Annotated in this window: 26 protein-coding genes, 1 tRNA gene and 1 riboswitch; of the genes, 11 read left to right on the top strand and 16 right to left on the bottom strand. The window is 70.1% G+C overall.

From position 1 onward, the window contains the following. Nucleotides 1-981: a methyltransferase domain-containing protein gene (locus tag OG266_RS28870; protein WP_371549093.1), complete on the bottom strand. Its 981-nt coding sequence runs from the start codon at nucleotides 979-981 to the stop codon at nucleotides 1-3. 107 nt (nucleotides 982-1,088) lie between these two features. Between OG266_RS28870 and OG266_RS28865 the strand changes: the two genes are divergently transcribed. After that, the gene (locus OG266_RS28865) at nucleotides 1,089-1,493 is read left to right on the top strand and encodes a globin (protein WP_326723044.1); all 405 of its coding nucleotides are present in this window, start codon (nucleotides 1,089-1,091) and stop codon (nucleotides 1,491-1,493) included. Nucleotides 1,494-1,509: 16 nt separating this feature from the next. On the opposite strand, the gene OG266_RS28860 is transcribed toward OG266_RS28865, so the two are convergent. Genes OG266_RS28860 through ettA form a run of 3 tightly spaced genes read right to left on the bottom strand, consistent with a single transcriptional unit; the run spans nucleotide 1,510 to nucleotide 4,276 of the window. After that, entirely contained in the window at nucleotides 1,510-2,202 is a 693-nt protein-coding gene (locus tag OG266_RS28860) for a hypothetical protein (RefSeq protein WP_371549090.1), read from the bottom strand. Beyond that, nucleotides 2,199-2,609: a thioesterase family protein gene (locus tag OG266_RS28855; protein WP_266462056.1), complete on the bottom strand. Its 411-nt coding sequence runs from the start codon at nucleotides 2,607-2,609 to the stop codon at nucleotides 2,199-2,201. Before OG266_RS28855 ends, OG266_RS28860 begins: the two co-directional genes overlap by 4 nt. A 2-nt stretch (nucleotides 2,610-2,611) precedes the next feature. Continuing rightward, nucleotides 2,612-4,276 carry an energy-dependent translational throttle protein EttA gene (ettA, locus tag OG266_RS28850; protein ID WP_266462053.1) on the bottom strand — a complete coding sequence of 555 codons (1,665 nt, stop codon included), beginning with the start codon at nucleotides 4,274-4,276 and terminating at the stop codon, nucleotides 2,612-2,614. A 179-nt stretch (nucleotides 4,277-4,455) separates the two neighbouring features. Here ettA and OG266_RS28845 point away from each other — a divergent pair, with 179 nt between their 5' ends. After that, nucleotides 4,456-4,728 (top strand): DUF1876 domain-containing protein, encoded by a 273-nt coding sequence (locus tag OG266_RS28845; RefSeq protein ID WP_266462051.1) that lies wholly within the window; start codon nucleotides 4,456-4,458, stop codon nucleotides 4,726-4,728. A 152-nt stretch (nucleotides 4,729-4,880) separates the two neighbouring features. On the opposite strand, the gene OG266_RS28840 is transcribed toward OG266_RS28845, so the two are convergent. After that, nucleotides 4,881-5,528 carry a TetR/AcrR family transcriptional regulator gene (locus tag OG266_RS28840; RefSeq protein ID WP_371549087.1) on the bottom strand — a complete coding sequence of 216 codons (648 nt, stop codon included), beginning with the start codon at nucleotides 5,526-5,528 and terminating at the stop codon, nucleotides 4,881-4,883. A gap of 107 nt (nucleotides 5,529-5,635) precedes the next feature. Here OG266_RS28840 and OG266_RS28835 point away from each other — a divergent pair, with 107 nt between their 5' ends. Beyond that, nucleotides 5,636-7,834: an MMPL family transporter gene (locus OG266_RS28835; protein WP_371549085.1), complete on the top strand. Its 2,199-nt coding sequence runs from the start codon at nucleotides 5,636-5,638 to the stop codon at nucleotides 7,832-7,834. A gap of 139 nt (nucleotides 7,835-7,973) precedes the next feature. Continuing rightward, on the top strand, nucleotides 7,974-8,999 hold the full coding sequence (locus OG266_RS28830) for a TIGR01777 family oxidoreductase (protein WP_371553000.1): 1,026 nt from the start codon (nucleotides 7,974-7,976) through the stop codon (nucleotides 8,997-8,999). Here the strand turns inward: OG266_RS28830 and OG266_RS28825 are convergent. Next, nucleotides 8,961-9,033 (bottom strand) — tRNA-Arg (locus OG266_RS28825). The two genes, OG266_RS28830 and OG266_RS28825, sit on opposite strands and share 39 nt — an antisense overlap. A 311-nt stretch (nucleotides 9,034-9,344) precedes the next feature. On the opposite strand from OG266_RS28825, the gene OG266_RS28820 reads away from it, so the two are divergent. The 4 genes from OG266_RS28820 to OG266_RS28805 all read left to right on the top strand — a co-directional run bounded on the left by OG266_RS28820 (nucleotide 9,345) and on the right by OG266_RS28805 (nucleotide 15,386). After that, a complete protein-coding gene (locus tag OG266_RS28820; RefSeq protein ID WP_266462043.1) occupies nucleotides 9,345-10,952 on the top strand; it encodes a dynamin family protein in 1,608 nt (535 codons plus the stop codon). A gap of 311 nt (nucleotides 10,953-11,263) precedes the next feature. Further along, nucleotides 11,264-13,003, top strand: coding sequence for a GTPase (locus OG266_RS28815; protein ID WP_371552998.1), 1,740 nt, complete (start codon nucleotides 11,264-11,266; stop codon nucleotides 13,001-13,003). Between the two features lie 237 nt (nucleotides 13,004-13,240). Beyond that, nucleotides 13,241-13,687, top strand: coding sequence for a single-stranded DNA-binding protein (locus OG266_RS28810; protein ID WP_266462038.1), 447 nt, complete (start codon nucleotides 13,241-13,243; stop codon nucleotides 13,685-13,687). Nucleotides 13,688-13,973: 286 nt separating this feature from the next. Further along, nucleotides 13,974-15,386, top strand: a complete 1,413-nt coding sequence (locus OG266_RS28805; RefSeq protein ID WP_266462036.1) for a Cys-Gln thioester bond-forming surface protein — start codon at nucleotides 13,974-13,976, stop codon at nucleotides 15,384-15,386. 21 nt (nucleotides 15,387-15,407) lie between these two features. Here OG266_RS28805 and OG266_RS28800 read toward each other — a convergent pair whose 3' ends face one another. Beyond that, nucleotides 15,408-15,752: a winged helix-turn-helix domain-containing protein gene (locus OG266_RS28800; RefSeq protein WP_371549082.1), complete on the bottom strand. Its 345-nt coding sequence runs from the start codon at nucleotides 15,750-15,752 to the stop codon at nucleotides 15,408-15,410. A gap of 80 nt (nucleotides 15,753-15,832) precedes the next feature. Beyond that, nucleotides 15,833-16,087, top strand: a riboswitch (cobalamin riboswitch). A 27-nt stretch (nucleotides 16,088-16,114) separates the two neighbouring features. On the opposite strand from OG266_RS28800, the gene OG266_RS28795 reads away from it, so the two are divergent. Continuing rightward, entirely contained in the window at nucleotides 16,115-17,218 is a 1,104-nt protein-coding gene (locus tag OG266_RS28795) for a HoxN/HupN/NixA family nickel/cobalt transporter (protein WP_266462033.1), read from the top strand. Between the two features lie 91 nt (nucleotides 17,219-17,309). Here the strand turns inward: OG266_RS28795 and OG266_RS28790 are convergent, their stop codons facing one another. Both OG266_RS28790 and OG266_RS28785 read right to left on the bottom strand, forming a co-directional pair. After that, nucleotides 17,310-18,041, bottom strand: coding sequence for a YcnI family protein (locus tag OG266_RS28790; protein ID WP_371549080.1), 732 nt, complete (start codon nucleotides 18,039-18,041; stop codon nucleotides 17,310-17,312). A gap of 30 nt (nucleotides 18,042-18,071) precedes the next feature. Beyond that, entirely contained in the window at nucleotides 18,072-18,653 is a 582-nt protein-coding gene (locus OG266_RS28785) for a hypothetical protein (protein WP_371549079.1), read from the bottom strand. A 127-nt stretch (nucleotides 18,654-18,780) separates the two neighbouring features. Between OG266_RS28785 and OG266_RS28780 the strand changes: the two genes are divergently transcribed. Together OG266_RS28780 and OG266_RS28775 are read left to right on the top strand one after the other, a co-directional pair. After that, the gene (locus OG266_RS28780; RefSeq protein ID WP_371549078.1) at nucleotides 18,781-19,740 is read left to right on the top strand and encodes a D-2-hydroxyacid dehydrogenase family protein; all 960 of its coding nucleotides are present in this window, start codon (nucleotides 18,781-18,783) and stop codon (nucleotides 19,738-19,740) included. A gap of 704 nt (nucleotides 19,741-20,444) precedes the next feature. Further along, nucleotides 20,445-20,720 carry a chaplin gene (locus OG266_RS28775; RefSeq protein ID WP_266462018.1) on the top strand — a complete coding sequence of 92 codons (276 nt, stop codon included), beginning with the start codon at nucleotides 20,445-20,447 and terminating at the stop codon, nucleotides 20,718-20,720. Nucleotides 20,721-20,875: 155 nt separating this feature from the next. Here the strand turns inward: OG266_RS28775 and OG266_RS28770 are convergent, their stop codons facing one another. The 7 genes from OG266_RS28770 to OG266_RS28740 form a co-directional block, all read right to left on the bottom strand. After that, entirely contained in the window at nucleotides 20,876-21,742 is an 867-nt protein-coding gene (locus OG266_RS28770; RefSeq protein WP_266462016.1) for a tyrosinase family protein, read from the bottom strand. After that, complete coding sequence (locus tag OG266_RS28765; protein WP_371549075.1) at nucleotides 21,726-22,259, bottom strand: tyrosinase family oxidase copper chaperone; 534 nt, start codon at nucleotides 22,257-22,259, stop codon at nucleotides 21,726-21,728. The genes OG266_RS28770 and OG266_RS28765 overlap by 17 nt, the downstream gene beginning before the upstream one ends. Before the next feature lie 154 nt (nucleotides 22,260-22,413). After that, nucleotides 22,414-22,932, bottom strand: a complete 519-nt coding sequence (locus OG266_RS28760) for a hypothetical protein (protein ID WP_266462012.1) — start codon at nucleotides 22,930-22,932, stop codon at nucleotides 22,414-22,416. Nucleotides 22,933-23,033: 101 nt separating this feature from the next. Then, complete coding sequence (locus tag OG266_RS28755; protein ID WP_371549073.1) at nucleotides 23,034-23,618, bottom strand: vitamin K epoxide reductase family protein; 585 nt, start codon at nucleotides 23,616-23,618, stop codon at nucleotides 23,034-23,036. Continuing rightward, nucleotides 23,618-24,115 carry a DUF5949 family protein gene (locus tag OG266_RS28750; protein ID WP_266462008.1) on the bottom strand — a complete coding sequence of 166 codons (498 nt, stop codon included), beginning with the start codon at nucleotides 24,113-24,115 and terminating at the stop codon, nucleotides 23,618-23,620. The genes OG266_RS28755 and OG266_RS28750 overlap by 1 nt, the downstream gene beginning before the upstream one ends. 217 nt (nucleotides 24,116-24,332) lie before the next feature. Next, entirely contained in the window at nucleotides 24,333-24,572 is a 240-nt protein-coding gene (locus OG266_RS28745) for a chaplin (protein ID WP_371549071.1), read from the bottom strand. Between the two features lie 129 nt (nucleotides 24,573-24,701). Further along, nucleotides 24,702-25,004 carry a hypothetical protein gene (locus OG266_RS28740; RefSeq protein WP_266462006.1) on the bottom strand — a complete coding sequence of 101 codons (303 nt, stop codon included), beginning with the start codon at nucleotides 25,002-25,004 and terminating at the stop codon, nucleotides 24,702-24,704. Nucleotides 25,005-25,070: the final 66 nt, after the last annotated feature.

Here is a 25,070-nt window from a genome sequence, read left to right as displayed (position 1 = left end):
TCACGGCAGCGGCCAGGTGTACGGCCCCTCGGGGTCGTCCAGCCACGCCCACACCCGCTCGCCGTCGACCGTGATCCCGTACCGCTCGCGCACCGGCTGCTCCTCGCGCTCCCACAGCGCGTACGCCTCGTACGGATCCAGGCTGCCCGCGGTCAGGGTCAGCAGGAACCGGAACAGCTCGTGGCTCCTGGCCCGGGGCGGCAGCCCGCCCAGGTGCGGCTCCTCCGGCTCGGGCCGGGTGTCGCCGCGCAACGGCACGAAGTAGGCGGGCGTGTGCAGGAAGCGCCCTTCGGCGTACTCGCCGTCCCGTACCCGCAAGGTGATCAGGCCGGTGGCCAGCGGCGCGAGGATACGGGCGCCGGGGCTGCACTGGGGCAGCCAGGCGCGCGGCACCGAGGTCAGCGTGCAGGTGGCGATGATCCGGTCGAAGGGGGCGCGCTCCGGGACTCCGCGGGCGCCGTCCCCGGTGACGACGGTCGGCCGGTAGCCGGCGATGGCCAGATGGCGGCGCGCGGACTCGGTGATCTCCGGGTCGAGGTCGACGGTGGTCACGTACGCGTCGCCGAGCCGGTGGGCGAGCAGAGCCGCGTTGTACCCGGTCCCGGCCCCGATCTCCAGCACGGCGTCCCCGTCCTCCACCTCCAGCTCCGTCAGCATCTTCGCCATCAGCGAGGGCTGGCTGCTGGACGAGAGCAGCTCGCCGTCCCGCACCCGGGTGGCCAGCGGGGCGTCCGCGTACGCGCCGCGCAGCCAGCGCTCCCGGGCCCTGGGGTCGGGGTCCTCGCCCCACACCCGCTCGAAGCCGCCCACGGCCCCGACGTAGTAGTACGGCACGAAGAGATGGCGCGGCACCGCCTCGAACGCCTCCCGCCAGACCGGATCGGCGTCCCAGGCCCCGCTTCTGTCGATCTCACGCACCAGCGCCGCCCGCGCCGCCATGGCGAGGTCGTCGGGCTCCTGGTCGAGAGCGTGCGCGCTCATACCTCCACTGTGCTGCGGGAGGGGCCGGGAGGCGAGCGCCGAGCCCCTCCATACCGAGAGGTCCTAAGCCTTGAGTCCTCCGTCACCCCGTCTGAGACCATGGACGGGTGAAAGAGATCCGGCGCGGAACGCTTCAGGAGCAGACCTTCTACGAGCAGGTCGGCGGGGAGGAGACCTTCCGCCGCCTCGTGCACCGTTTCTACGAGGGAGTCGCCGGGGATCCGGTGCTGCGGGCCATGTATCCCGAGGAGGACCTGGGTCCGGCCGAGGAGCGCTTCACGCTGTTCCTCATCCAGTACTGGGGCGGCCCGACGACGTACAGCGAGAACCGCGGCCACCCCCGGCTGCGGATGCGCCACGCCCCCTTCGCCGTCGACCAGGCCGCGCACGACGCCTGGCTCAAGCACATGCGCGTCGCCGTGGACGAGCTCGGCCTCTCCGAGGAGCACGAGCACACGCTGTGGAACTACCTGACGTACGCGGCGGCCTCGATGGTGAACACGGCGGGCTGAGCCCGGCCGTTGGAGTTCAGCGGACGCTGAGGTCCAGGGCGCCGAGTCCCGCCCTGCGTACGGCGATCGACCCGTACGGCGTACGCAGCCGCAGCCACGCCCCGGACGAGTACAGCCCCAATGGGCTTTCGTCGGACGGGACTTGGCGTGCGGGTCGCAGGAATCCCAGGGACTGCGCCGCGTGCGCGGCCCGTACCGGCAGGTCGGTGTCGCCGACCGGCCGGGACCAGATCTCCCGCCCGATCCGGTCGAGTTCGGCGCGCGTACGCCGATCGACCGCCAACTCCTGTGTACGGGACCGGAATTCGGCCACCGCGGCGGCGACCATCGCCCGTACGGCGTCCGGTGCGGGCAGCCCCGGTTCCTGCCGCCAGCCGCGGCGGGGCGGCAGCACTCCGGCCCACGGCGGCCCGGTGACGGCCCCCGGGACGGCCACGGTGGACGCCGACTCGTCGACGGACTCCAGGAGTTCACCGGCCGAGACGGTCACGTCGAGCAGGACGTCGAGCCCGTCCTCGTACGGCTTGGCAAGGCGCGCCGTACGGATCGCGAGGACCTCGAAGGACGGCGGGCGCCCGAAGACCGCGAGCGTGGTGCCCGACGCCTGGAGGCGTACGGCGGCGGCGCGGTCGTAGTGGATCAGCCGGGCGAGGAAGGCGGCGAGGTCCGCCGCCTCCCCCTCGTCGGCGAGGTGCAACAGGGCCGTCATGCGGCGACGGCCTCGTCCTTGTCGTCTCGGTACTCCGCGAGGAACTCCCGCTCCTCGGCGGTGAGTCGGCGCGGCCGCTGGGCCTCGAAGTCGAACGGCACAATCACCGTCGCGGCCCGCACGTACACCTGGTCGGGGTCCTTGACCTCGTAGGTGATCGTGAACGACGCCGCCCGGATCTCCGTGATCCACAGCTCGATGTCCACCGGCGTGTGCCGGTGGACCAACTGCCGCTTGTAGTCGATCTCGTGGCGCGCCACCACAGACCCCTGCTTGAAATCCTTCTCCGGGCGGAACAGGAAGTCGATGCGTGCTTCCTCGAGATAGCGGAGGAAGACCACGTTGTTGATGTGGCCGTACGCGTCCATGTCCGCCCAGCGCAGTGGGCAGTGGTAGATGTGCCGCAAGATCAGCCCCGGGTCAGCTTCTTGTAGGTGGCACGGTGCGGGCGCACCGCGTCCGCACCGAGTCGCTCGACCTTGTTCTTCTCGTACGACTCGAAGTTGCCCTCGAACCAGTACCACTTCGACTCGCCCTCGTAAGCGAGGATGTGTGTCGCGACCCGGTCCAGGAACCAGCGGTCGTGGGAGATGACCACGGCCGCGCCGGGGAACTCGAGCAGCGCGTTCTCGAGCGAGGACAGGGTCTCCACGTCGAGGTCGTTGGTGGGCTCGTCGAGGAGCAGCAGGTTGCCGCCCTCCTTGAGGGTCAGCGCCAGGTTCAGGCGGTTGCGCTCACCACCGGAGAGGACACCGGCGGGCTTCTGCTGGTCCGGGCCCTTGAAGCCGAAGGCGGACACATAGGCGCGCGAGGGCATCTCGACCTGACCGACGTTGATGTAGTCGAGCTCGTCGGAGACGACGGCCCACAGCGTCTTCTTGGGGTCGATGTTGGCGCGGCTCTGGTCGACGTAACTGATCTTGACGGTCTCGCCGACCTTGATCGCACCGGAGTCCGGCGTCTCCAGACCCTGGATCATCTTGAACAGCGTGGTCTTGCCGGCGCCGTTGGGACCGATGACCCCGACGATGCCGTTACGCGGCAGCGTGAAGCTCAAGTCATCGATGAGGACCTTGTCGCCGAAGGCCTTCGACAGGTTGTTGACCTCGACGACGATGGAGCCCAGACGCGGGCCCGGCGGGATCTGGATCTCCTCGAAGTCCAGCTTCCGCATCTTGTCGGCCTCGGCTGCCATCTCCTCGTAACGGGCGAGGCGCGCCTTGGACTTGGTCTGACGGCCCTTGGCGTTGGACCGGACCCACTCCAGCTCTTCCTTGAGCCGCTTCTGACGCTTCTCGTCCTTGCGGCCCTCGACCTTGAGGCGCGTGGACTTCTTCTCGAGGTACGTGGAGTAGTTGCCCTCGTACGGAATCGCGCGGCCGCGGTCCAGCTCGAGGATCCACTCGGCGACGTTGTTCAGGAAGTACCGGTCGTGAGTGACGGCGACGACGGCGCCCGCGTACTTCGAGAGGTGCTGCTCCAGCCAGTTCACCGACTCGGCGTCGAGGTGGTTGGTGGGCTCGTCGAGGAGGAGCAGGTCGGGAGCCTCGATCAGCAGCTTGCAGAGCGCTACGCGGCGCTTCTCACCACCGGAGAGGTTGGTGACCGGCCAGTCGCCGGGCGGGCAGCCCAGCGCGTCCATGGCCTGCTCCAGCTGCGCGTCGAGGTCCCAGGCGTTGGCGTGGTCCAGGTCTTCCTGGAGCTTGCCCATCTCGTCGAGGAGCGCGTCCGAGTAGTCGGTCGCCATCAGCTCGGCGACCTCGTTGAAGCGGCTGAGCTTGCCCATGAGCTCGGCGGCGCCGTCCTGGACGTTCTGCAGGACCGTCTTGGACTCGTCCAGCTGCGGCTCCTGCATGAGGATGCCGACGCTGAAACCGGGCGACAGGAACGCGTCACCGTTGGACGGCTGCTCAAGGCCCGCCATGATCTTGAGAACGGTGGACTTACCGGCGCCGTTCGGCCCCACCACACCGATCTTCGCTCCGGGCAGGAAGCTCAGGGTGACGTCATCAAGAATCACCTTGTCGCCGTGCGCCTTGCGCGTCTTGCGCATGGTGTAAATGAACTCAGCCAAGAGAAACCGTCCGGACGCTTGAAATCGGCAGTGGGCAGATACACCCCATCTTGCCTGACTGCCAGCCCTCGGGGGAAACCCGTTTGGTCGGCCCTCCGTGACCTGGCCGTTCCCCCGGGTGTGGGAGGACACTCGTAGACAGGGGACCGTCGACGGGCAGGGACCCGGAGGTGATCGTGATGACGCAGACCGCTGTCGGATGGCACGTGGAGCTGGAATTCGAGGAAGACGCTCACCGCACGCGCGCCGCCGCACTGGTACGGCTCCCGGACGGGAGCGAGGTGCGCGCCCACGGGTACGCGAGCCGCCACCCCTCCGACTCGAACCAGCCGAGGGTCGGCGAGGAGGTCGCGGGTGGCAGGGCGCTCAACGAACTGGCGATGAAGCTGCTGACCAAGGCGCACGACGAGATCGACGAGGAGTCGGGCAGGACGTCGCATCCGTTGACGTGAGGTGACGTGACGTGACGTGACGTGAGCCGGTCCGGGCCGGGCGGGCACAGGAACCTCGACCGGTCCGACCGGCTGACGCCTGTCCAACGCTTGGGCCGCGCTGCCCAAGCGCGCGAGCCCCGCTGCTCAACGCGTGAGCCAGCCCCCGCCGCCTAACGCGTAAGCCCCGCGACGATGGCCGTGAGCGTGCGCTCGATCACCGCGTCGCGCTGGTCGGCGGGCAGGTGGGCGAGCGGGCCGTCGAGGATGAGCAGCGACAGGCCGTGGACGGTCGACCACGCGGCGACCTCGGCCGCGGGCCGGTTCTCCGGCCGCATCCGGCCCGTCGCCGCAAGCACGTCGAGCGTCTCCGAGAGCAGCGCGAACGCCGCGAACTCCGGTCTTTCCTCGGGGATTTCGAGGCCGGCGAAGTCACCGTCCTCCGGTGTCGTGCGGCAGAAGGCGGTGCGGTAGAGCCCGGGGTGCTCGATCGCGAAACGTACATACCCGCGCCCGATCGCCTCGGTCCTGCGCACGGCCTCCTCGCCCGGATCGTCGAGTGCGGGCAGTGCACGTACGGCCTCGACCATCGAATCGGCGAGCGCCAGCTGGCCGCGGGTCTTCACGGCCTCCAGGAGGTCCACCTGGCCGCTGAAGTGGCGGTACGCGGCGGTGGGTGACACGCCGACGCTGCGGGCCGCCTCGCGCAGCACGACGCGTTCGGGGCCGCCTTCGGCCGCGAGTTCGAGGGCGGCCTCGATCAGCGCGTTGCGCAGGTCGCCGTGGTGGTAGCGGGACTTGCCGTCCGTGATCGATCCCATGACCCCATCCTGCCCGAAGTCGAAGTGGCCGACATCTTGAAGTTGACGCCGTTAACATCGTGTGCCATCGTCAATGTTAATAGCGTAAACATCAAGAGGTGAAGACCATGTACGACCGGATTTCGGAGCTTGCCCTCCGCAGGGGGCGGCTCGTACTGATACTCACCGCGGTGGCTGTCGTCGCCATGGCGGTCATCGGCTTCGGGGCGTTCGGCAAGCTCCTGGGCGGCGGCTTCGAGGATCCGAGCGCGCCCTCGACGCGCGCTCAGCAGCTCATCGACGAGAAGTTCGGAGGGGAGAGCAACCTGGTCCTGCTGGTCCGGGCCGACGACGGCGACATCGGCTCCGGCGCCGCCGAGCGCGCCGGCTCCGCCCTCACCTCGGACCTCAAGGGCGAGCCGACCGTGGCGAACGTGATCTCGTACTGGGACACCGGCGCCTCCTCGCTGACCTCCCGGGACGGGAACGAGGCGCTGGTACTGGCCCACATCAAGGGCGACGAGACCGAGCAGGCCGACAACGCCTCGGCGATCATCGACGAGTACACCGGCGACCGCGACGGGCTGACCGTGCAGGCGGGCGGAGCGGCCGCGGTCGGCAACGAGATACCCAGCCAGGTCGCCAAGGACCTCGCGGTGGCCGAGGCGATCGCCGTGCCACTGATCCTCATCCTGCTCGTGATCGCCTTCGGCAGCGTCGTCGCGGCGCTGATTCCGCTGGTCATCGGGCTGATCGCGATCGTCGGCACCTTCGCCGAGCTCTACGTCCTCGGCAGCCTCACCGACGTGTCGGTGTTCTCCATCAACCTCACCACCGCCCTCGGCCTCGGCCTCGGCATCGACTACGCACTGCTCATGATCAGCCGGTTCCGCGAGCACCTCGCGGAGGGCGCCGAGGTCCCCGAAGCGCTCCGGCACACGGTGAGGACGGCCGGGCGGACCATCACCTTCGCCGCGGCGACCGTCGCCATCGCGCTCTCCGCCCTGCTGGTCTTCCCGCAGTACTTCCTGCGCTCGTTCGCCTACGCCGGCATCGGCGTCGTGGTCATCGCAGCCGTCAGCGCCCTGCTGGTCGTACCGGCACTGCTCGCCGTACTCGGCCACCGGGTCAACAACGGCCGGCTGCCCTGGGCGAAGACCGTGCGCAGCGCCGAGGCACCGCTCTGGGGCCGGCTGGCCCGTACGGTCATGCGCAGGCCCGCCCTGACCGCACTGCCGGTCCTCGCGATCCTGCTGCTCGCGGCGAGTCCGCTGCTCGGCGTCGTCTTCGGCACGCCGGACGAGCGGGTGCTGCCGGAGAGCGCGCAGAGCCGGCAGGTCGCCACCGCGGTGCAGAACGACTTCACCGGCAGCGACGAGTCGGCGGTGCAGATCGTCACGACAGGCCCGGTGGCCCCGGCCGAGCTGAGCGCGTACGCGACCGACCTGTCGCGGCTCGACGGCGCGGCCCGTGTGGAGACCTCCGCCGGCACCTTCAGCGACGGCCGGTCCACCCCGCCCGGCCCGGCCGCCGCAGCGCTCGGCCGGCCCGACGCCCAGCGGATCGCCGTGATCAGCGACCTCACTCCCCACTCGGACGAGGCGCAGAACCTGGTCACGGACATTCGGGCCATCGACCCACCCGCCGGGACCGAGGCACTGGTCGGCGGCAACGACGCGCGGCTCATCGACGCCAAGGCCTCGATCGCCGACCGGCTCCCGTTCGCCATCGGCCTCGTGGCGGGCACCACGTTCGTGATCCTCTTCCTCTTCACCGGCAGCGTGGTCCAGCCCCTGCGGGCACTGGTCCTCAACGGCATCAGCCTCACCGCGGCGATCGGCGTCATGGTGTGGATCTTCCAGGACGGCCATCTGTCCTCGCTGCTCGGCTTCACTCCGCAGCCGATGGACACCTCGATGACCGTGCTCATGTTCTGCATCGCCTTCGGACTGTCCATGGACTACGAGGTGTTCGTGACCAGCCGGATCAAGGAGCTGCACGACGCGGGCGCCGACACGGAGACCGCCGTCACCAGCGGGCTCTCCCACACCGGCCGCATCGTGACCATGGCAGCCGGCCTGCTCGCGGTGAGCTTCTTCGCCTTCGGCACGGCCAATGTCAGCTTCATCCAGATGTTCGGGCTGGGCAGCGGCCTGGCGATCCTGATCGACGCGGTGGCCGTACGCGGGGTCCTGGTTCCGGCGGCCATGCGGCTGCTCGGCCGTACGGCCTGGTACGCGCCGAAGCCGCTGCGCGCGGTGCACGAGCGGCTGGGCATCTCCGAGGGCGGGCCCGCCGAGGAGAGGCGGGCACCGGCCAAGGTCTGACCCTGCTTTACGCGGAAGGCCCGGCCGGGATGTCCCGGCCGGGCCTTCCGCGTCTCTCGGGCTCATCGCGTTTTTGAACATGTTCAATTATCTGGGATATGCTCGCCCCGCACGCCGTCGCGCAACGAGGGGGAGCCCGATGAAGGTAGTCATACCCGGAGGGACCGGGCAGGTAGGAACCATCCTGAACCGCGCACTGACCGCCGTGGGCCATGAGGTCGTGGTCCTGACCAGACGGCCGACGCGCGACCGCGAAATCCGCTGGGACGGCGAGACACTGGGCCCCTGGGCCAAGGAGATCGACGGCAGCGACATCGTCATCAACCTCGCCGGACGCAGCGTCAGCTGCCGTTACACCCCGGCCAACCTGCGGGCGATGATGGACTCGCGCGTGCACTCCACCCGGGTCGTCGGTGAGGCCATCGCGGCCGCCGAGCAACCTCCTCCGCTCTGGCTGCAGATGAGCACCGCCACCGTCTACGCCCACCGCTTCGACGCACCCAACGACGAGGCGACCGGCGTGATCGGCGGCACCGAACCCGGCGTCCCGGACTACTGGGCCTACAGCGTCGAGATCGCCAAAGCCTGGGAACGTACGCAAGAACAAGCCAAAACCCCGCACACCCGCAAGGTCGCCCTGCGCTCGGCCATGGTCATGAGCCCCGACCGCGGCGGCGTCTTCGACGTCCTGCTCCGGCTGGCGCGACTCGGCCTCGGCGGCCCGGTCGCGGGCGGCGCCCAGTACGTCTCCTGGATCCACGACCACGACTTCGTCCGCGCAGTCGAATTCCTGGCCGCCCGGGAGGACCTCGCCGGCCCGGTGAACCTCTCCGCCCCCGCCCCGCTCCCGCAGCGCACGTTCATGCGCGCACTGCGCGCCGCCTGGGGTGTCCCCGTGGGCCTGCCCGCAACCAAGTGGATGGCGGAACTGGGCGCGTTCGCCCTGCGCTCGGACACCGAACTCCTGCTGAAGAGCCGCCGCGTCACCCCCGGCCGCCTACTCGAAGCCGGCTTCGCCTTCGACCACCCCCAGTGGCCGGAAGCCGCCGCCGACCTCACACGCCGCCTGCGCGGAGGCCCCACCCCAACCACCAAAAAGCCCTCCCGGAGGGAGGGCGGAGACTTGCGCCCCCGGCAGGACTCGAACCTGCGGCCAAGCGCTTAGAAGGCGCCTGCTCTATCCACTGAGCTACGGGGGCCGGGTGTGGCGGCCTTTGTCCTGGTGCCCGGGTGTGGGCTGATCCCTGACCTTGCCGGGGACAAGGATAGGGCTCCAGAATCCCCGACCCGCTCGCTTCGCCTCCGTGGCTCGATGTGGAGGTTCAGTGAAGCGGTCCTGATAATCGCAGGCGGGTACGAATCGTGCACCGCTTTTGGCGTCTCACGCATCGGGTGTTGTGCACTCGTTATGCCTGCGCCCCCGGTCATCCCTTCCGTCCCGTGTGTCCTGTCGGCGCGCAGACATACCCATATGCTTCAGAAAGACTCCAAAATTGGGCATTCTTCGCATGTGGTGACCTTGGACGTACGGCCTCAGCTGCTCGACGCACTCTCCGCCCTGCGCGACCGTGTCGCCGCCGCACGCTTCCCGCTGCCCCTGGCGGGGGCTCCACGCGCGCGTGCCAACCGCGACGAACTACTCGCACAGCTCGACGACTATTTGGTGCCCCGGTTGAGAGAACCCGAAGCACCCCTCCTCGCCGTCATCGGAGGTTCGACCGGCGCCGGGAAGTCGACGCTGGTCAACTCCCTTGTGGGGCGCCGGGTCAGCGAGGCGGGCGTGCTGCGGCCGACGACCCGCACGCCGGTGCTGGTGTGCCACCCGGAGGACCATCACTGGTTCAGCGGGATGCGGGTACTGCCCGACCTCACGCGCGTGTGGGTGCCCCATCAGGAGCCCGGCGACGACCTGCCCGCGCTCACCGAACGCGGGGAACGGGTGCTGCGGATCGAGACCGCGGACACCCTCCCCCGCGGCCTCGCTCTCCTCGACGCCCCCGACATCGACTCCCTGGTCGCCGACAATCGCGTACTCGCCGCCGAACTGATCTGCTCGGCCGACATCTGGGTCATGGTCACCACTGCCGCCAGGTACGCCGACGCCGTGCCGTGGCATCTGCTGCGTACGGCAAAGGAGCACAAGGCGACCCTGGTCACCGTGCTCGACCGGGTGCCCCACCAGGTGGTGTCCGAAGTCTCGCGACAGTACGGCGCGCTGCTCGCGAAGGCCGGACTCGGCGAGGTGCCCCGCTTCACCGTCCCCGAGCTGCCCGAATCGGCATGGGGAGGCGGCCTGTTGCCCGCCACCGCTGTCGCCCCGCTGCGTACGTGGCTCACACACCAGGTGGAGGACCCGGGAGCCCGGCACGACGCGATGGCCCGTACCGCCTACGGAGTCCTCGACTCGCTGAAGGCGCGGATGCCCGAACTGGCCAGCGCGGCCGCCGCGCAGTACGCCGCCGCGCTGCGGCTCACCGCGGCCGTCGACGGGGCGTACGACAGCGAGCACGCGCGCGTGAGGGGGCGTCTGCAGGCCGGGGCCGTGCTCTCCGGGGACGCGCTCAAGCGGTGGCGCGCCTATCCGCTCGACTGCACCGCGGGCGAACTGCTCGACGCGCTGGTCGAGAGCCTGAGCGCGCTGCTGCTGTGCTCCGTGACAGCCGCCGACGAGCGCGTGGACGAGGCCTGGCGGCGCGAACCGGCCGCGGGCGCTCCCGGGCTGACCGACCGTGATCCCACGCTGGAGAGCGCCGAGCACAGGATCGGGATGGCCGTACGACGCTGGCGGCGCGTCCTCGAGGAGTACTCCGAGGAGGAGGTGCGCGACCTCGACAGGAGTGTCGCGCAGGACGCGGAGGTGGTCGCCGCACTGGTCGCCACCGCGCTGCTCGGCGGCCGCAGGGCGCGATCCGCGGGCGAGGGGCTCGCGGAGCGGATCGGGGCGCACAGTGCCCTGCGGCTGCGCGACCGCGGCGGACGCCTGCTCGCCGATTACCTCGACAAGGCCCTGCAGACCGAACGCGAACGCCGTCTCGCCCCGCTCGACGCACTCGACGTACATCCAGAACCCCAGGCCGAACTCATCGCCGCGCTGTCCGTACTGCAGAAGGAGAGGTGACCGCGGTGACTGCCGTCACTGACCACACGGATCACGCCGACCGCCCAGACCAGCCCGGGGAGGACCACCTCGAAAACGCCTCCCCCGAAGAGGGCACATCCGAGAACGACCTCTCCGGGGACGCAAGTTCCGAGGACGAGAGCAAGGGCGAGGGCCAGAACGAGGGCGACCAGGACAAGGACCATGCCAAGGTCAAGGCCGAGAAGAGCACCGGCGACGGCGAGCCCCCCGCCGAAGAGGGGCTTCCCAAGAACACCCCCTCAGGGGACGTCCACGCGCGCGTGGAGCCTCAGGAAGCGGAGCACGCACGCGTGAAGGACGACGACCCGTCCGCGCGCGCGGAGGGCGGCCCCGCCTGGGACGACGGGCTCATCGCGCGGCGCGTGTCCGAGACGGCCACCGCGCAGGCGGCACCGGTGGAGACCAAGCCTGCCGTTCAGGACCCGCCCGCCCCTCTCGCGTACGACGGAGCCCTGCGCTCACGCCTCGACGCGCTGCGCGAGCTGGTGGGACTGTCCCGCACGCGGCTCGACAGCAGGACGCTCGCCGAGGCGGGCCGGGTCCTCGACGAGGCGGCGGCGCGGCGCAGGCTCTCCGGGCAGCACACCGTCGTCGCCATCGCCGGGGCCACCGGGAGCGGCAAGTCGCAGCTCTTCAACGCGCTCGCCGGTGTGGCCATTTCGGAGACCGGCGTACGCAGGCCCACCACCGCGGCACCCATCGCGTGCAGTTGGAGCGACGGCGCGGCGACGCTCATCGACCGGCTCGGCATCCCCGGACGGCTGCGCAGACGCCCGTTGCAGAGCGCGGAGGCGGAGGCACAACTGCGCGGCCTCGTCCTGGTCGACCTGCCCGACCACGACTCCGCGGCGGTCCAGCACCGCGAACACGTGGACCGCATCCTGGCGCTCGTCGACGCGGTCATCTGGGTCGTGGATCCGGAGAAGTACGCGGACGCGATCATCCATGAGCGCTATCTGCGGCCCATGGCGGGTCACGCGGAGGTCATGTTCGTAGTCCTCAACCAGGTGGACCGGCTGCCCGGTGAGGCCGCCGACCAGGTCCTCGACGACCTGCGGCGGCTCCTCGACGAGGACGGGATCGCGCTCGGCGAGTACGGCGAGCCGGGCGCGACCGTGCTCGCGCTGTCGGCGCTCACCGGGGACGGCGTCGGCGAACTGCGCGAGTCCCTCGGCCAGTTCGTGGCCGAGCGGGGCGCCGCCGCCCGCCGGATCTCCGCCGACGTGGACGCCGCCGCGGCACGGCTGCGGCCCGTGTACGCGACCGGGCGGCGGACCGGCCTCAGCGAGGAGGCGCGCGACGAGTTCGCGGCCCGGCTCGCGGATGCGGTGGGTGCGGTCGCGGCAGGCGACGCGGCCGAGCGCGCGTGGCGCCGCAACGCCAACCGCGCGTGCGGCACGCCCTGGCTGCGGCTGTGGCGCTGGTACGAGGACCGGCGCGAACCACCGACCGGACGGCTGCCCGTCCGTGCCCCCGCGGACGAGGAGGCCACGGCACGCCAGCGCGTCGAGCAGGCCGTACGTACGGTGGCGGACCGGGCGGCGTACGGGCTCCCCGCGCCCTGGGCGCAGGCGGTGCGCGAGGCGGCCGCACGCGGGGCGCAGGGGCTGCCCGAGGCGCTGGACGAGATGGCGGCGCGCGCCACGGCACCGGTGGGCCGGCCACCGCGGCCGGGCTGGTGGCCGGTCGCCGTGTTCGCCCAGGCTTCGATGACGGTCCTCCAGGTCATCGGCGGGCTCTGGCTGCTGGGGCAGATCATCGGCGTCACGTCACCGAATCTCGGGGTGCCGGTGCTGCTGATGGTGGCGGGCATCATCGGCGGTCCGGCCGTGGAGTGGAGCAGCAGGATGGCGGCGCGCGGGCCCGCCAGACGCTATGGGCTCGAAGCGGAACGGCGGCTGCGGGAGGCCGCCGCCGGGTGCGGAAGGGCCCGCGTGCTCGATCCGGTGGCGGCGGAACTGCTGCGGTACCGGGAGGTCCGGGAGCAGTACGTACGGGTCACGGGGGCGGCGTCCGCCTCCGTCGGCTGAACCGAGAGCCGCTGAACCGACGCCTGCGGAAGCGGCACCCGCTGAAACGCTGAACCGGCACCACCCCGTCGGGTGACGCGGTTGTCCACAACCGGCCGGTGGCACACAGCGCTCAGCGGGCCCGGCCTGGCGAAGGCAGTCTGAACTCGCGGCGATCGCAGCGCATGCGGTCGCCGCGAGAGGCGCGAGAGGCGCCGCAGACGCATTCGTGCGGGAGATACGGGAGAGGTGTTCGGGATGAACGAGACGATGGTGTGCGCGGTGGGCAACGTGGCGACGCCACCGGTGTACCGGGAGCTGGCCAACGGGGCGTCGGCGAGGTTCCGGCTGGCGGTGACGGCGCGGTACTGGGACCGCGAGAAGAGCGCGTGGACGGACGGACACACCAACTTCTTCACGGTGTGGGCCAATCGGGCGCTCGCCACGAATGTGGGGGCATCGGTGTCGGTGGGCGATCCCGTCATGGTGCAGGGCAGGTTGAAGGTGCGCACCGAACAGCGCGACGGCCAGAGCTGGACGTCGGCGGACATCGACGCGGTGGCGATCGGCCACGACCTCTCACGAGGCACGTCGGCGTTCCGACGTGCCTCCAAGGGGGACACCGGATCGACTCCGAGCCCCCAGCCGGAGCCCAGTTGGGAAACGGAGCCACAGACTCAGCCCGAGCCGGCCGGAGTGACGTGATGTCAGAGCCGGAAACGACCTGACCGAACTGCGGCTTATCGACAAGTACATTCCGAACAGCTTTCGTGGATTTGTCGATAAGCGCAGCTCACAGGCGTGTTGAGCGATAACGATTCCGAGTCGGATCGGTTATCGGATGACATGACTGGGGAGCGTGGTGCGCCGCGTCCTTAGGATGCCGGACATAGCTCATGGATCACGGGGCTTCTGATTCTGCTGCCGGGACCGTCCCCCCATGTCAACGGGTCCTGCTCGAAGTCAACGGGTCCTGCTCGAAGGGAATTCTGTGCTTTCTTCGTTCTCTGCGTTGTCCGCGCGCAGGCGAGGCGCCGCCCGCCTCGCCGCCGCGGCGTTGGTGTCGGGGCTCGTCGCCGCGGGGGCGATGGCCGCCGCCGGTACGGCCGTCGCCGACGAGACGCCGCGGAACCAGGGTGGCGCGACCGCCACCATAGGCGGCCTGAAGACCTACGGAACCGCCGTGATACACGACGCCAACGGCGAGGACCAGCAGGTGTCCGCGGGCCTGTTCGAGATGTCCGTCGACAACGGCGGCACCCTGCAGACCTACTGCATCGACCTCCACAACCCGACGCAGAAGGACGCCAAGTACCAGGAGACCTCCTGGAGCGGCACCTCGCTGAACGGCAACGCGGACGCGGGCAAGATCCGCTGGATCCTGCAGAACTCCTATCCGCAGGTGAACAACCTCGTGGCGCTGGCCGAGAAGGCCGGAGCGGACGGTCTCACCGAGCAGGACGCGGCGGCCGGCACCCAGGTGGCCATCTGGCGGTACTCGGACGGCGCCGAAGTGGACGCGGTGGACCCGCAGGCGGAGAAGCTCGCGGACTACCTGGAGAAGAGCGCGCAGAACCTGGCGGAGCCCGCGGCCTCGCTGACCCTCGACCGGCCCGCGGTCTCCGGCCACGCCGGCGGGAAGCTCGGCCCGGTCACGGTGCACACCAACGCGGACGGCGTGACGGTGATTCCGCCCGCGGACTCCGCCACCAGCGGAGTGGAGATCGTGGACGCGGAAGGCAAGGTGATCACCTCCGCGGTCGACGGCAGCCGGCTCTACTTCGACGTGCCCGAGGACAGCACGGACGGTTCGGCCGCGCTGACCGTGCAGGCGTCGACGACCGTGCCCGTCGGCCGGGCCTTCGCCTCGGAGACCCGCAGCCAGACCCAGATACTCGCCGGCTCCAGCGAGTCGACGGTCTCCGCGACGGCGACCGCCACCTGGGCCACGGAAGGCGCGATACCCGCGCTGTCAGCCGAGAAGAACTGCGCCAGGGGCGGCGTTGACATCACGGCTGCCAACGAGGGCGACGAGGCGTTCACCTTCGAGCTGGCGGGGATCGAGCACACCGTCCCGGCAGGCGAGTCCCGGGTGGTGACGGTGACGCTCCAGGAGGACCAGGCGTACGACTTCACGGCCATCGGCGCGAACGGCTTCGAGAAGCGTTTCACCGGCATGCTCGACTGCGAGACGCAGGGCAGCACGAGCGACGTCACGACCCAGACGGCCGGTGAGCCGAGCCCCGCCACGTCGGTCAAGACCTTCAGCGACGGCACCGACCTCGCCGAGACCGGCAGTTCCAGCGCCACCCCGATCATCGGGGGCGTGGCGATCGCCCTCGTCGTGATCGGCGGCGCAGCACTGGTCTTCGTCAACAAGAAGAAGGCACCGGAGCAGCACTGAGCGACACAGCACCTTGGCAACTCAACAGTGCTCGAGGAGTTCGGCGGTCGGGCCGTCGGTCACCCGGTAGCGCACGACCCGCCCGTCCTTGTCGCCCTCGACCACCCCGGCGGTACGGAGCAGACGCAGGGCCTGGGACACGGCGGGGTCGTTCATGCCGGTCGCGACGGCGAGGTCGGAGACGGCGAGGGGGCCGGCCCGGTGCAGGGCCAGGAGCAGGGCGAGGCGACGCGGGTCCGCGAGGAGGGAGAAGCGGTCGGCCCAGGCTCGTACGTGCCCTGGTTCACCGATGCCGGCGACTGCGTCGCAGACCCGGTGGCCGTCGATGGTCCGGCGATCGGCGCGCTCGGCGGGGACGAGGTGCATGAGGTCATCTTCGCAGGCACCGCTATGTGATCTTCAATACCTGCGCACCTGTGCAGCTTTGCAGGGGAGAGCGGCCACGCCTACGGTTGGTGGGCCGTGGTGTTCGGGAAGACCGGTGACGGCCTCTTCGTCCTCGAAGGGGCCCAGGCCGGAGCGGCCCTCGCCACTGTGATCGGGCCTCGGACCAGGTCCGTACACGGCGTACTCGTGTACGGAGCAAACGGCTTGAGGCGCCCCGTCCCACTTCGGCCACTGGTCGCCTCCCGGCGGCCGGGAAGGCGGGACGGTGCGGACCCCCGTCAGCCAGGAGACCGGCCACGGCATCTCACGAAGTGATCCACGAGGTGCTGGAGCGTGACCCCATGACCCTGCCCACGCAGTCGTCCCCACCCGCCGCCGGATTCCGCTGGCGACGCGAGGACACCGTGCGCACGGCCGTACTTCTGGCAGTGATCGCGGCGCTGCATGTCGTCGCGTTCGGCATCCTGTTCCTGCTCGTGGTGCCGGAGCACTACGAGGTCGGCTCCAAGGCCTTCGGCATCGGCCTGGGCATCACGGCGTACACCCTGGGCATGCGGCATGCCTTCGACGCCGACCACATCGCCGCGATCGACAACACCACCCGAAAGCTGATGGCCGACGGGAAGCGGCCGGTGTCGGTGGGCTTCTGGTTCGCGCTGGGGCACTCAAGCGTGGTGGTGCTGCTCGCCGCGCTGATCGCCGGAGGCACCCAGCTGGCCGGGCGGATCATGAACGAGGGCTCGAGTACGCACCAGGTGCTCGGGGTGATGGGCACCACGGTCTCCGGGTCGTTCCTCTACCTGATCGCCGCCCTCAACCTCGTCGCGCTGGTCGGCATCCTGCGGGTCTTCAGGGCGATGCGGGCCGGTACGTACGACGAGGCCGAGCTCGAACAGCACCTGGATTCCCGGGGGTTCATGAACCGGATCCTCGGCCGCTTCACCAAGTCCATCACGCGTCCTGGGCAGATGTACCCGCTGGGCTTCCTCTTCGGCCTCGGCTTCGACACGGCCACCGAGGTCACGCTGATGGTGATGGCGGGCAGCGGCGCGGCGGCCGGCCTGCCCTGGTACGCGATCCTGTGCCTGCCGCTGCTGTTCGCGGCGGGGATGAGCCTGTTCGACACCCTGGACGGCACGTTCATGAACTTCGCCTACCAGTGGGCCTTCTCCAACCCGGTGCGCAAGGTGTTCTACAACCTCACCATCACCGGCCTGTCCATCGCGGTGGCCTTCTTCATCGGCACGATCGAGCTGGTGAGCGTCCTGCACGAGAAGCTCGACCTGACCGACTCGGTCACCGGCTGGATCGCGGGGCTCGACCTGGGCAACGTCGGGTACATCATCGTGGGCCTGTTCGTGGCCGTCTGGGCCGCGGCCGTGGCGTACTGGCGGCTGGCCAAGGTGGAGCAGCGATGGGCGGTCCGCCCCGCCGAGGGGAGTTGAGACCGGCGGGGCGGCAACCGCTCGCGGACTGGGAGCGGAACAGGACGGACTAGGACGGACCAGGAACGGGACGGACTAGGAGCGGGACGGACTAGGAGCGGGCGCTGCGGGCGCGCGCGAGGGCGAAGCCGGCCGCGGCCAGGCCGAGGACGCCCACGACCAGGCCGGCGATCCCCAGGCCACGAGCAGTCGAGTCACTGCTCGCGGCCGAACTCTCGGCGGCAGGAGCCGAGTCCGAGTCCGAGCTCGACGACGCGGCCTCCTCGGAGTCGGCCGCGGTCTTGGCCGTGAGCATCAGCACCGGCGCTGGGTTCTCCGGCTCGTCCCCGCCCTGTTCCGCCTCCTCGATCCAGCGGGCGACGCTTCCGTCCGAGTAGGTCTGCAGCGTCTTGAAGGTCAACTGGTCCACGTCGTCGGGAAGTTGACCGAAGGCGACGTTGAAGTCCTGGTACTCGCCGTGGCGGATCCTGCCGCCGGTCCAGGTGATCTCGGAGACGGCGTCGGTGATCGTGCCGTCGTCCGTCTTGACGGGGGTCTTCAGCTTGGTCGTCGTCACCTCCGGGGTCCAGCCCTCCTCGGGAGTGACCAGAACGCCCAGGACCGGATGGTCGGTGGGCAGGAAGACCTGCACCTTCGTGGTGCTGGCGGTGTCCTCCTCGTTGGGGACACGGAAGGTCAGAACGCCGTCCGTGGCGCCCTTGGCGTAGCTCTCGGGGTGAACCGTCACATGGGCGAAGGCCGCGCCCGCGGCCGCCAGGACTCCGGCCGCGGCAAGACCGGCGACGAGGCCGGCCCGGCGCAGGGTGGTGCGTATCGGGGACATCAGGGAAGCTCCGTACTGGTGGGGATGGGATCAGGGCGTGTACACGAGCCCTGTCGGCGGTCCCCGGCGGGAGACGGCGTGCCGCAGCAGCACCTGTCGAAGTGGCCGTGGCTCGGCCGCGTTCCGGCATACGGCGTTCCAGCGCGGCTGGGCGTGGGACGGTCCGGTCTGCACCCGCCACCATGCCGCGAGCCCCGGGACGAGCGTCGCCGCTCTGCGCAGCAGGGACCACAGCGCCGCCTCACCGCGCCGCAGCCACCAGGTCGCGAGGAGAGCGGCGGCCAGGTGGGCGGCGGTGGCGTGGGACGTCATGGCATGCGGGTGCGTCATGTGCGCGCCGTGCATGTTCATCGCCATGTGTGGCCGGGTCGCCGCGAAGGCGACGTGCAGTCCGGCCTGCGCGGCGAGCATCCCGCCGCCGATCCCGAGGAGCGACCGCTCCCGGCCGCTCAGCAGGCAGCCTGCCGCGAAGAGGGCGAGGACCCCGGCACCGTCCGCCCACAACGGGGGTGCCTCTCCCGTCGCCAGCCCGTGTCCCCCGGCGGCCAGCAGCACACACAGCACGGCGAACACCGCCGCGCGCAGGCTCCGTACCGCCAAGGTCGCACTCATGGGTGCTCAGACTGCCATGGGGAGCGAGCGGCCGTCGCGGCTTCCGGAGGAGCAGGTTCCCTGGGCCCCGCCCCGCCGCCCTTCCTTCGCTCGGGTAGGGTCCGGTCGAGCCTGGAAGGGACCTGACATGCGACTTCGGTGTGCCGTGCTGGACGACTATCAGGGCGTCGCGACCGAGGTCGCCGACTGGTCGCCCGTCGCGGACGACGTGGAAGTCGTCGGTTTCGCCCGGCACTTCGCCGACGAGGACGCGCTGGCCGCCGCGCTGGCGGACTTCGACATCGTCGTCACCCTGCGGGAGCGGGTGCCCTTCCCGGCGTCGCTGCTGGCCCGGCTGCCCCGTCTGAAGCTGCTGATCGCCTCCGGGATGCGCAACACGGTGATCGACTACGCGGCCGCCGAGGCGCAGGGCGTGACCGTGTGCGGCACCCCGAGCGCTTCCACTCCCCCGGTCGAGCTGACCTGGGCGCTCCTGCTCGGCCTCGCTCGGGGGCTCGTCGCGGAGAACGAGGCGCTGCGTGCGGGCGGCCCCTGGCAGAGCACCGTCGGAGCCGATCTGCACGGCCGCCAACTCGGTCTGCTCGGGCTCGGGAAGATCGGCAGCCGGGTGGCTCAGGTGGGCCTCGCGTTCGGCATGCGGGTCAGCGCGTGGAGCAGGCACCTCACCAAGGAACGCGCCGAGGAGTTCGGGGTGGAACTGGCCGCCTCCAAGGAGGAGTTGCTCGCGAGCAGCGACTTCGTCTCCGTCCACCTCGCGCTCGGCGACCGCACCCGCGGCCTCATCGGCGCCGCCGAACTGGCCCTGCTCAAGCCGACGGCCTACCTCGTCAACACCTCGCGCGCGGCGATCGTCGACCAGGACGCGCTGCTCACCGCCCTGCACGAAGGCCGGTTCGCCGGAGCGGGCGTCGACGTGTTCGACGTCGAGCCACTCCCCGCCGACCATCCGATGCGCTCGGCCCCGCGCCTGCTGGCCACCCCGCACCTCGGCTATGTGTCGCGGGCCAACTACGAGGCGTATTACACCGGCGCGGTCGAGGACATCCAGGCGTTCCTGGCCGGCTCACCGGTACGCCGACTCGGCTGAGCAGCTTCGCCTGTACTCCGCCGGGGCTGACCAACGCGCCCCCACATCGGCTGACAGAGCCAGCCTGAATGGCCTGTGCATCCTTGGTGCGACTGGCTATCACGGGGTAGTGCTCAATGTGGTGTGGTCAGGCTTTTGTGGCACTTTCCAGTGACTGCGTGTCTCTGCGGTACAGGAGCATGATGGTGCTGCCGGTAGCGTGCGTGTCACTGCGAGGCCGGTGGGAGCAGCAATCACGATTCCGGTCTCCTTGAGAATCCGCCCCGTGCCCAGGAAAGCGACGCGGGGGCCCCGCCCCGCCCGGGTCCACACCGTGCGGAAAGCGTCCGGCGGGGCGGCTACCCCAGTTTCCGAATCGCCGCAGCCAGCAGCGCCACAGGCGGCAGGTGCCGCACACGATGAGCACCCGCACCGCACCCTGCGGCGACGGCCCACGGTCCACCGGCAGGCGTCCACACCCCGCCCAGCACGACGGACCGCCTCCCGGTGATCCCGGAAACCCAGGATCGCCCAACAGGGAACCTCAGCTCATCAGCGACGCTAATCGAGGGCATACCGCGAGCCGAAGCGATTTTCCTGCGCCCGCGGCGCGGCCCAAGAGTGATCGCCCGATGAAACGCCGTGACCAGCGGTGGGTGAACGCGTTGAAGGGTGAGTGCGGTCGCGGTCGTGCGGTCGCACTCACCAAGTCAAAGGAGAACGTGATGTCTCGCATCGCGAAGGTAGCCGGTGTCGCTCTCGGCACGGGTGCCGTGGTGCTCAGCGGAGCCGGTCTGGCCATGGCGGACGCCGGTGCTCAGGCCGAGGCCGTCGGCTCGCCCGGCGTTCTGTCGGGCAACGTCGTCCAGCTCCCGATCCACGTGCCGGTCAACGTGTGCGGGAACACCGTCAGCGTCATCGGTCTGCTGAACCCGGCGTTCGGCAACACCTGCGTGAACGCCAGCGACCACGACAAGGGCCACGGCGGCTACGGCGGCTGACCCGACGCACGTACGACCAGGCCCCCGGCAGTGACCACTGCCGGGGGCCTCGCCGTTCCACCCGAGCCGCCCACGCGACCCGACAACCGTTCATGCGACCCGACAACCGTTCACTTCACGCGGTGTGACAACCCTTCAGGCGCTCCGGTGGAGGTTCAGGCGTACCGGTAGATCCGGCTGTGATCCTCCAGCTCGTCCGGTGTCACGCGCCACGGCGGCATCTTCTCGTGCCGCGCGACGATCCGCCTGTACTGCTCGTCGTCCGGCCCCGGCGGCCGCGCGGGCAGATAGCGCGCGCCGCGGTGCCGCTTCTGCCAGCGGGACCACTGAAGGTCCACGAAGGCGTGGTGCAGCCAGAAGACGGGGTCGTTGACCGACGCCCCGCCGAGCATGTGCCCACCGACCCAGCGGTGCACGCGGTTGTGGTTGCGCCAGGCCGCGGTCCCGGACCCCGACCCCCACCCTTCGAGCCGGTTGCGGAACCCCTTGGAGGATGTGGAGTTCCAGGGCGCCGTGTCGTAGACGGGGTCGGCCAGAGCGGAGTCCAGCTCACGCTTGGTGGGCAGCTCGATCGGGGCCTGCGGGCGGCCGAACTCGCGTGTGAGGAACTCCCCGTCGGTCACGGCTTCCCTGATCCGCCACTTGCCGTGCGCGTAGGCGAAGGGCCCGGTCATGACCTGCCGGTCGGAGCGCCGCCCGTTCCCTCCGAGCAGATCCTGCGTCCACGGCGCGGATGAGGTCGTACGGTCCCGCGTCCAGTCCCAGTACGGCACGCTCACCGCGGAGTCCACGCGGCGCAGCGCCCGCTCCAGGTCCAGCAGGAACCGCCGGTGCCAGGGCAGGAAGGAGGGCGCCATGTGTGCCGTACGCAGTCCGCCGTCGCCGTCGGAGACGTAGTACTCGATGTGTGTGCGGACGAACTCGTCGTACTCGCCCCTGCGTTTGACCTCCAGCATCGCGCCGACGAAGCGGCGCCGCTCCGCTCGCGTCAGTGTGCTGACGTTCTTACGGGTGTACACCATGCGCGTGACCACTTCCCTCCGCGGCACTCTCCTCCGCGTCCGTGCCGCGCAGTTGCTCCGAGGGGCCCAGTTCGTCGACGGCCGCGCGGGCCGCCTCGAGCGCCGTCGGATATGACCGGTAGTGGTCCACCATGCTCAGATAGGTGCCGTCCGCGCGGCGCATCAGGTGCAGCGGCCGGCCGTCCACGGTGACCTGCCACTCACCGCCGCCGGCCGCGGCGCGGCGGCCCGCGTCGGTCTTCGCACCGAGAAGGTGGCGGCCTCGGTAGATCTCGTCGAACGGAGAGTCCTCGGAGCGAGCGGGCCGAGGGGGGTGCGGGGGCCGTGAGGCGGCGACGACCGGGGTCAGCGCCACGGCGACGGCCGACGCGAGCAGGCCGCGCACGACGTCCCGCCGGGTCCCGCGCCGGGAGGCCACCGGGCGGCCGGGTTCCCCCGCACTCGCCGGGACGACCGGCTGCACCGGCCTCACCGACACCGCGCTCGACACTCTGCTCGGCACTCTGTTGACGAACATGGTTCTCTCCTCGCCGGATCAGCCGGATCAATCGGGTGCGAGTACGGATGCAGCTGATGCGGATACAGGTGCGGTCGATGACGGTCGGGATCAGTCGCGGGAAGGTGTGGGCGGCAGGCCCGGGCCGGGCGCCCGGACCTCGCCCGTATGGCCGTTACGCTCCAGCCCCCATGACCACGTTCGCCCCGGGCACCGTCTGCAGCAGCGGTGTGAGCACGGCGACCTGAGGCAGCTTCGGCTCCGGCAGGCCGAAGTTGTCCGGGTTCGGCGCGGTGAGCGGGGTGTCCAGGGACAGCCCGGGGGTCAGCGTGCGGAGATCGGCGGCGGGCGCTCCGACTCCGAGGTGGTCGAAGCCGTCCCCGAGGACATGCGGGAGAGGCGTGCGCACGTCCGCCCCGGGCAGCCCGGCAGTGACCGGGAGTTGCGGCAGAGCCCGATCGGGGAGCAGCCGACCCTCGACGTACCGCGGGCCTTCGGGGCTGCCCGGCATGGGTACCGGCAGCTGCCCGGTGATCCTGGGCGTCTGCAGATTGAGGGCGCTCTCCACACCGTCCAGCGGCACGGGGACGGGGACCGTCTCTGCCGCGACGGCGGGGGCCGCGGCGGCGGCACCCACCGCTGCCGCGACGCCGGTCAGGACAGCGGCCAGAGTTCCTCGAGTGGTCGGCTTCATTTCAGGTACGGTCCCTTTCAGGATTCGGGGGGTCAGCGTCCGTACCGCGTAACGATGCTGAGAACCTCATCAGCGCAAGATTCCCCCAACAAGCCCAATAGTCAGCTCGTCCAGAAGTCCCACCATCGGGTCAGGATCAGCATGCCGATGATCCCGATGTGCAGCACCGGCAGAACCCAGGTGAATTCCCCGAGGAATCCCCTCAACCAGCCGGGCGCGGGCAGGAATTCATTCCGTACGTTGAACGACGTCACGTACCAGAACATGATGATCGTGGCGATCCAGGCCAGACAGCACCACAGGCACAGCGAGTTGATTCGGTAGAGCGACTGGAATTGCAGCCAGGTGCAGAATCCGACGCCGAACAGCGTGCCCGCGTCGAAGAGCAGCCAGTACCAGCGTGGAAAGGCCGCTCCGGCGAGCAGGCTCACGCCGACGCAGATCACGATGCCGTACGCCACCAGGCCCAGCATCGGGTTGGGGAACCCGAAGGCCGAGGCCTGGTCGCTCTTCATGATGTTGCCGCAGGAGACGACCGGGTTCAGGCTGCACCCGGGCACGAAGTCCGGGTTCTCGAGGAGCTTGAACTTGTCGATCGTGATGATCCAGGAGGCGAGCAGACCGGCCGCCCCCGTGAGCACCAGCAGCAGGGCGAGCGCACGGCTGCCACCCGCGGTCCGTGCCATCAGCCGCGCAGGCGGCGCGCGGGCAGCAGAACGTGCGCCGCGCTGTTCAGGGTCTCCTCGTCACCCGCGAAGGCGGCCAGGTTCTCCGGGTCGACGGGCTTGCCGGGCTCGGCGTCGGGCCAGGCGCGGGTGGCGAACAGGAAGTAGGCGTAGCCGCGTTCGCCGACGGCGGCGAGCCACTCGGGCGGAACGACGCACTGGGCGTTGAGGGACGGCATGGTGACGACGGCCTGGCCCGCCTCGACGAGGAGGGTGAGCGGCAGGCTCGGGTACTGCGAACCGTCGAGGAGCGTGTCTCCGACGGGCAGACCGTTGTCGCTCAGCAGCCGCTCGATGGCGGCCGAGGTGGCCTCCGGGCCGCCCTCGCTGTCGCCCAGGGAATAGGCGAGGAGGTACGGCATGTCCCCGTCGGGGGCGTCACCGCTGAAGGCCATGACGGCGAGCGTGCCGAGATCGGCGGCCCGGAAAGGGCGCGTTTCGCTTGAGGTTGAGGTCACCGCGGAACCTTATCGACGCACCCGAACGGGCCCGCCCCTTTCTCACCCGACCGGGCGACAACCGACCGGCCGACCACACGAACGAGGGACGCGAATCGAACAATGCGCAGCCGGCAACGCGGCAGCGCGCGGCCGGCAAACGCGAAGGGCCGACTCCGCGGGATGCGGAATCGGCCCTTTCAGCGCGCGTACGAATGTCGATGGTCGACGTACGACGTCACTTGTTGACGCAGGTGTTCCCGAACGCCGGGTTCAGCAGACCGATGACGTTGACCGTGTTGCCGCAGACATTCACCGGAACGTGCACCGGGACCTGTACGACGTTGCCGGAGAGGACACCCGGGGACTTGACCGCGGCTCCCTCCGCGCCGGCGTCGGCGAAGGCGCTGCCCGAAGCGGCACCCGCTGCCATTCCGGCAGTGGCGATAATCAGAGCGGCCTTCTTGGCAGTGTTCATCGTCAGCCCTTTCCTTGGAGATTTGCTCCAGCGTATGGAGGTGTCCGTGGGCCTCGCGGAAAAGACACGCGATGAAATGAACCGATTAGCTCGATTCAAGCCCTGACTCGGGTCAGCCCCTGACTCGGGTCAGCCCTGAAGGGGAAGTCCGCCGAGGAGCGCAGTGGGACCACCGGGCGAGTTGAGCGCGTCCGTCGCGCTGCTCACGGCACTGAGCGGTGAGCTCTGGTTCTCGGTGTTGAGCGCGTCCGACTGGTGCTGGAGCGGCTGCACGTCCTTCAGGCTGAGCGAGCGCTGGCTGGTGATGGTCTCCAGGGCGCCGTTGAGGCTGGTGGGCGTGAGGTCGGAGGCCTCGTAGGCAAAGGCGGGCGCGGCGGCACCAGCGATGGCGATGGACCCGGCAACGACAGCGGCGGCCTTCAGGGACTTCATCGTGTTCCTTTCTTCGGCAACTCATGTCACCGGTTCGGCAACTGATGTCACCAGAGGGAATGTGCA

It is taken from the genome of Streptomyces sp. NBC_00554, from assembly GCF_041431135.1.
GTDB lineage: Bacteria > Actinomycetota > Actinomycetes > Streptomycetales > Streptomycetaceae > Streptomyces.
Note: the sequence above shows the minus strand (reverse complement) of the source record. Positions and strands in the feature narration are given on the sequence as shown.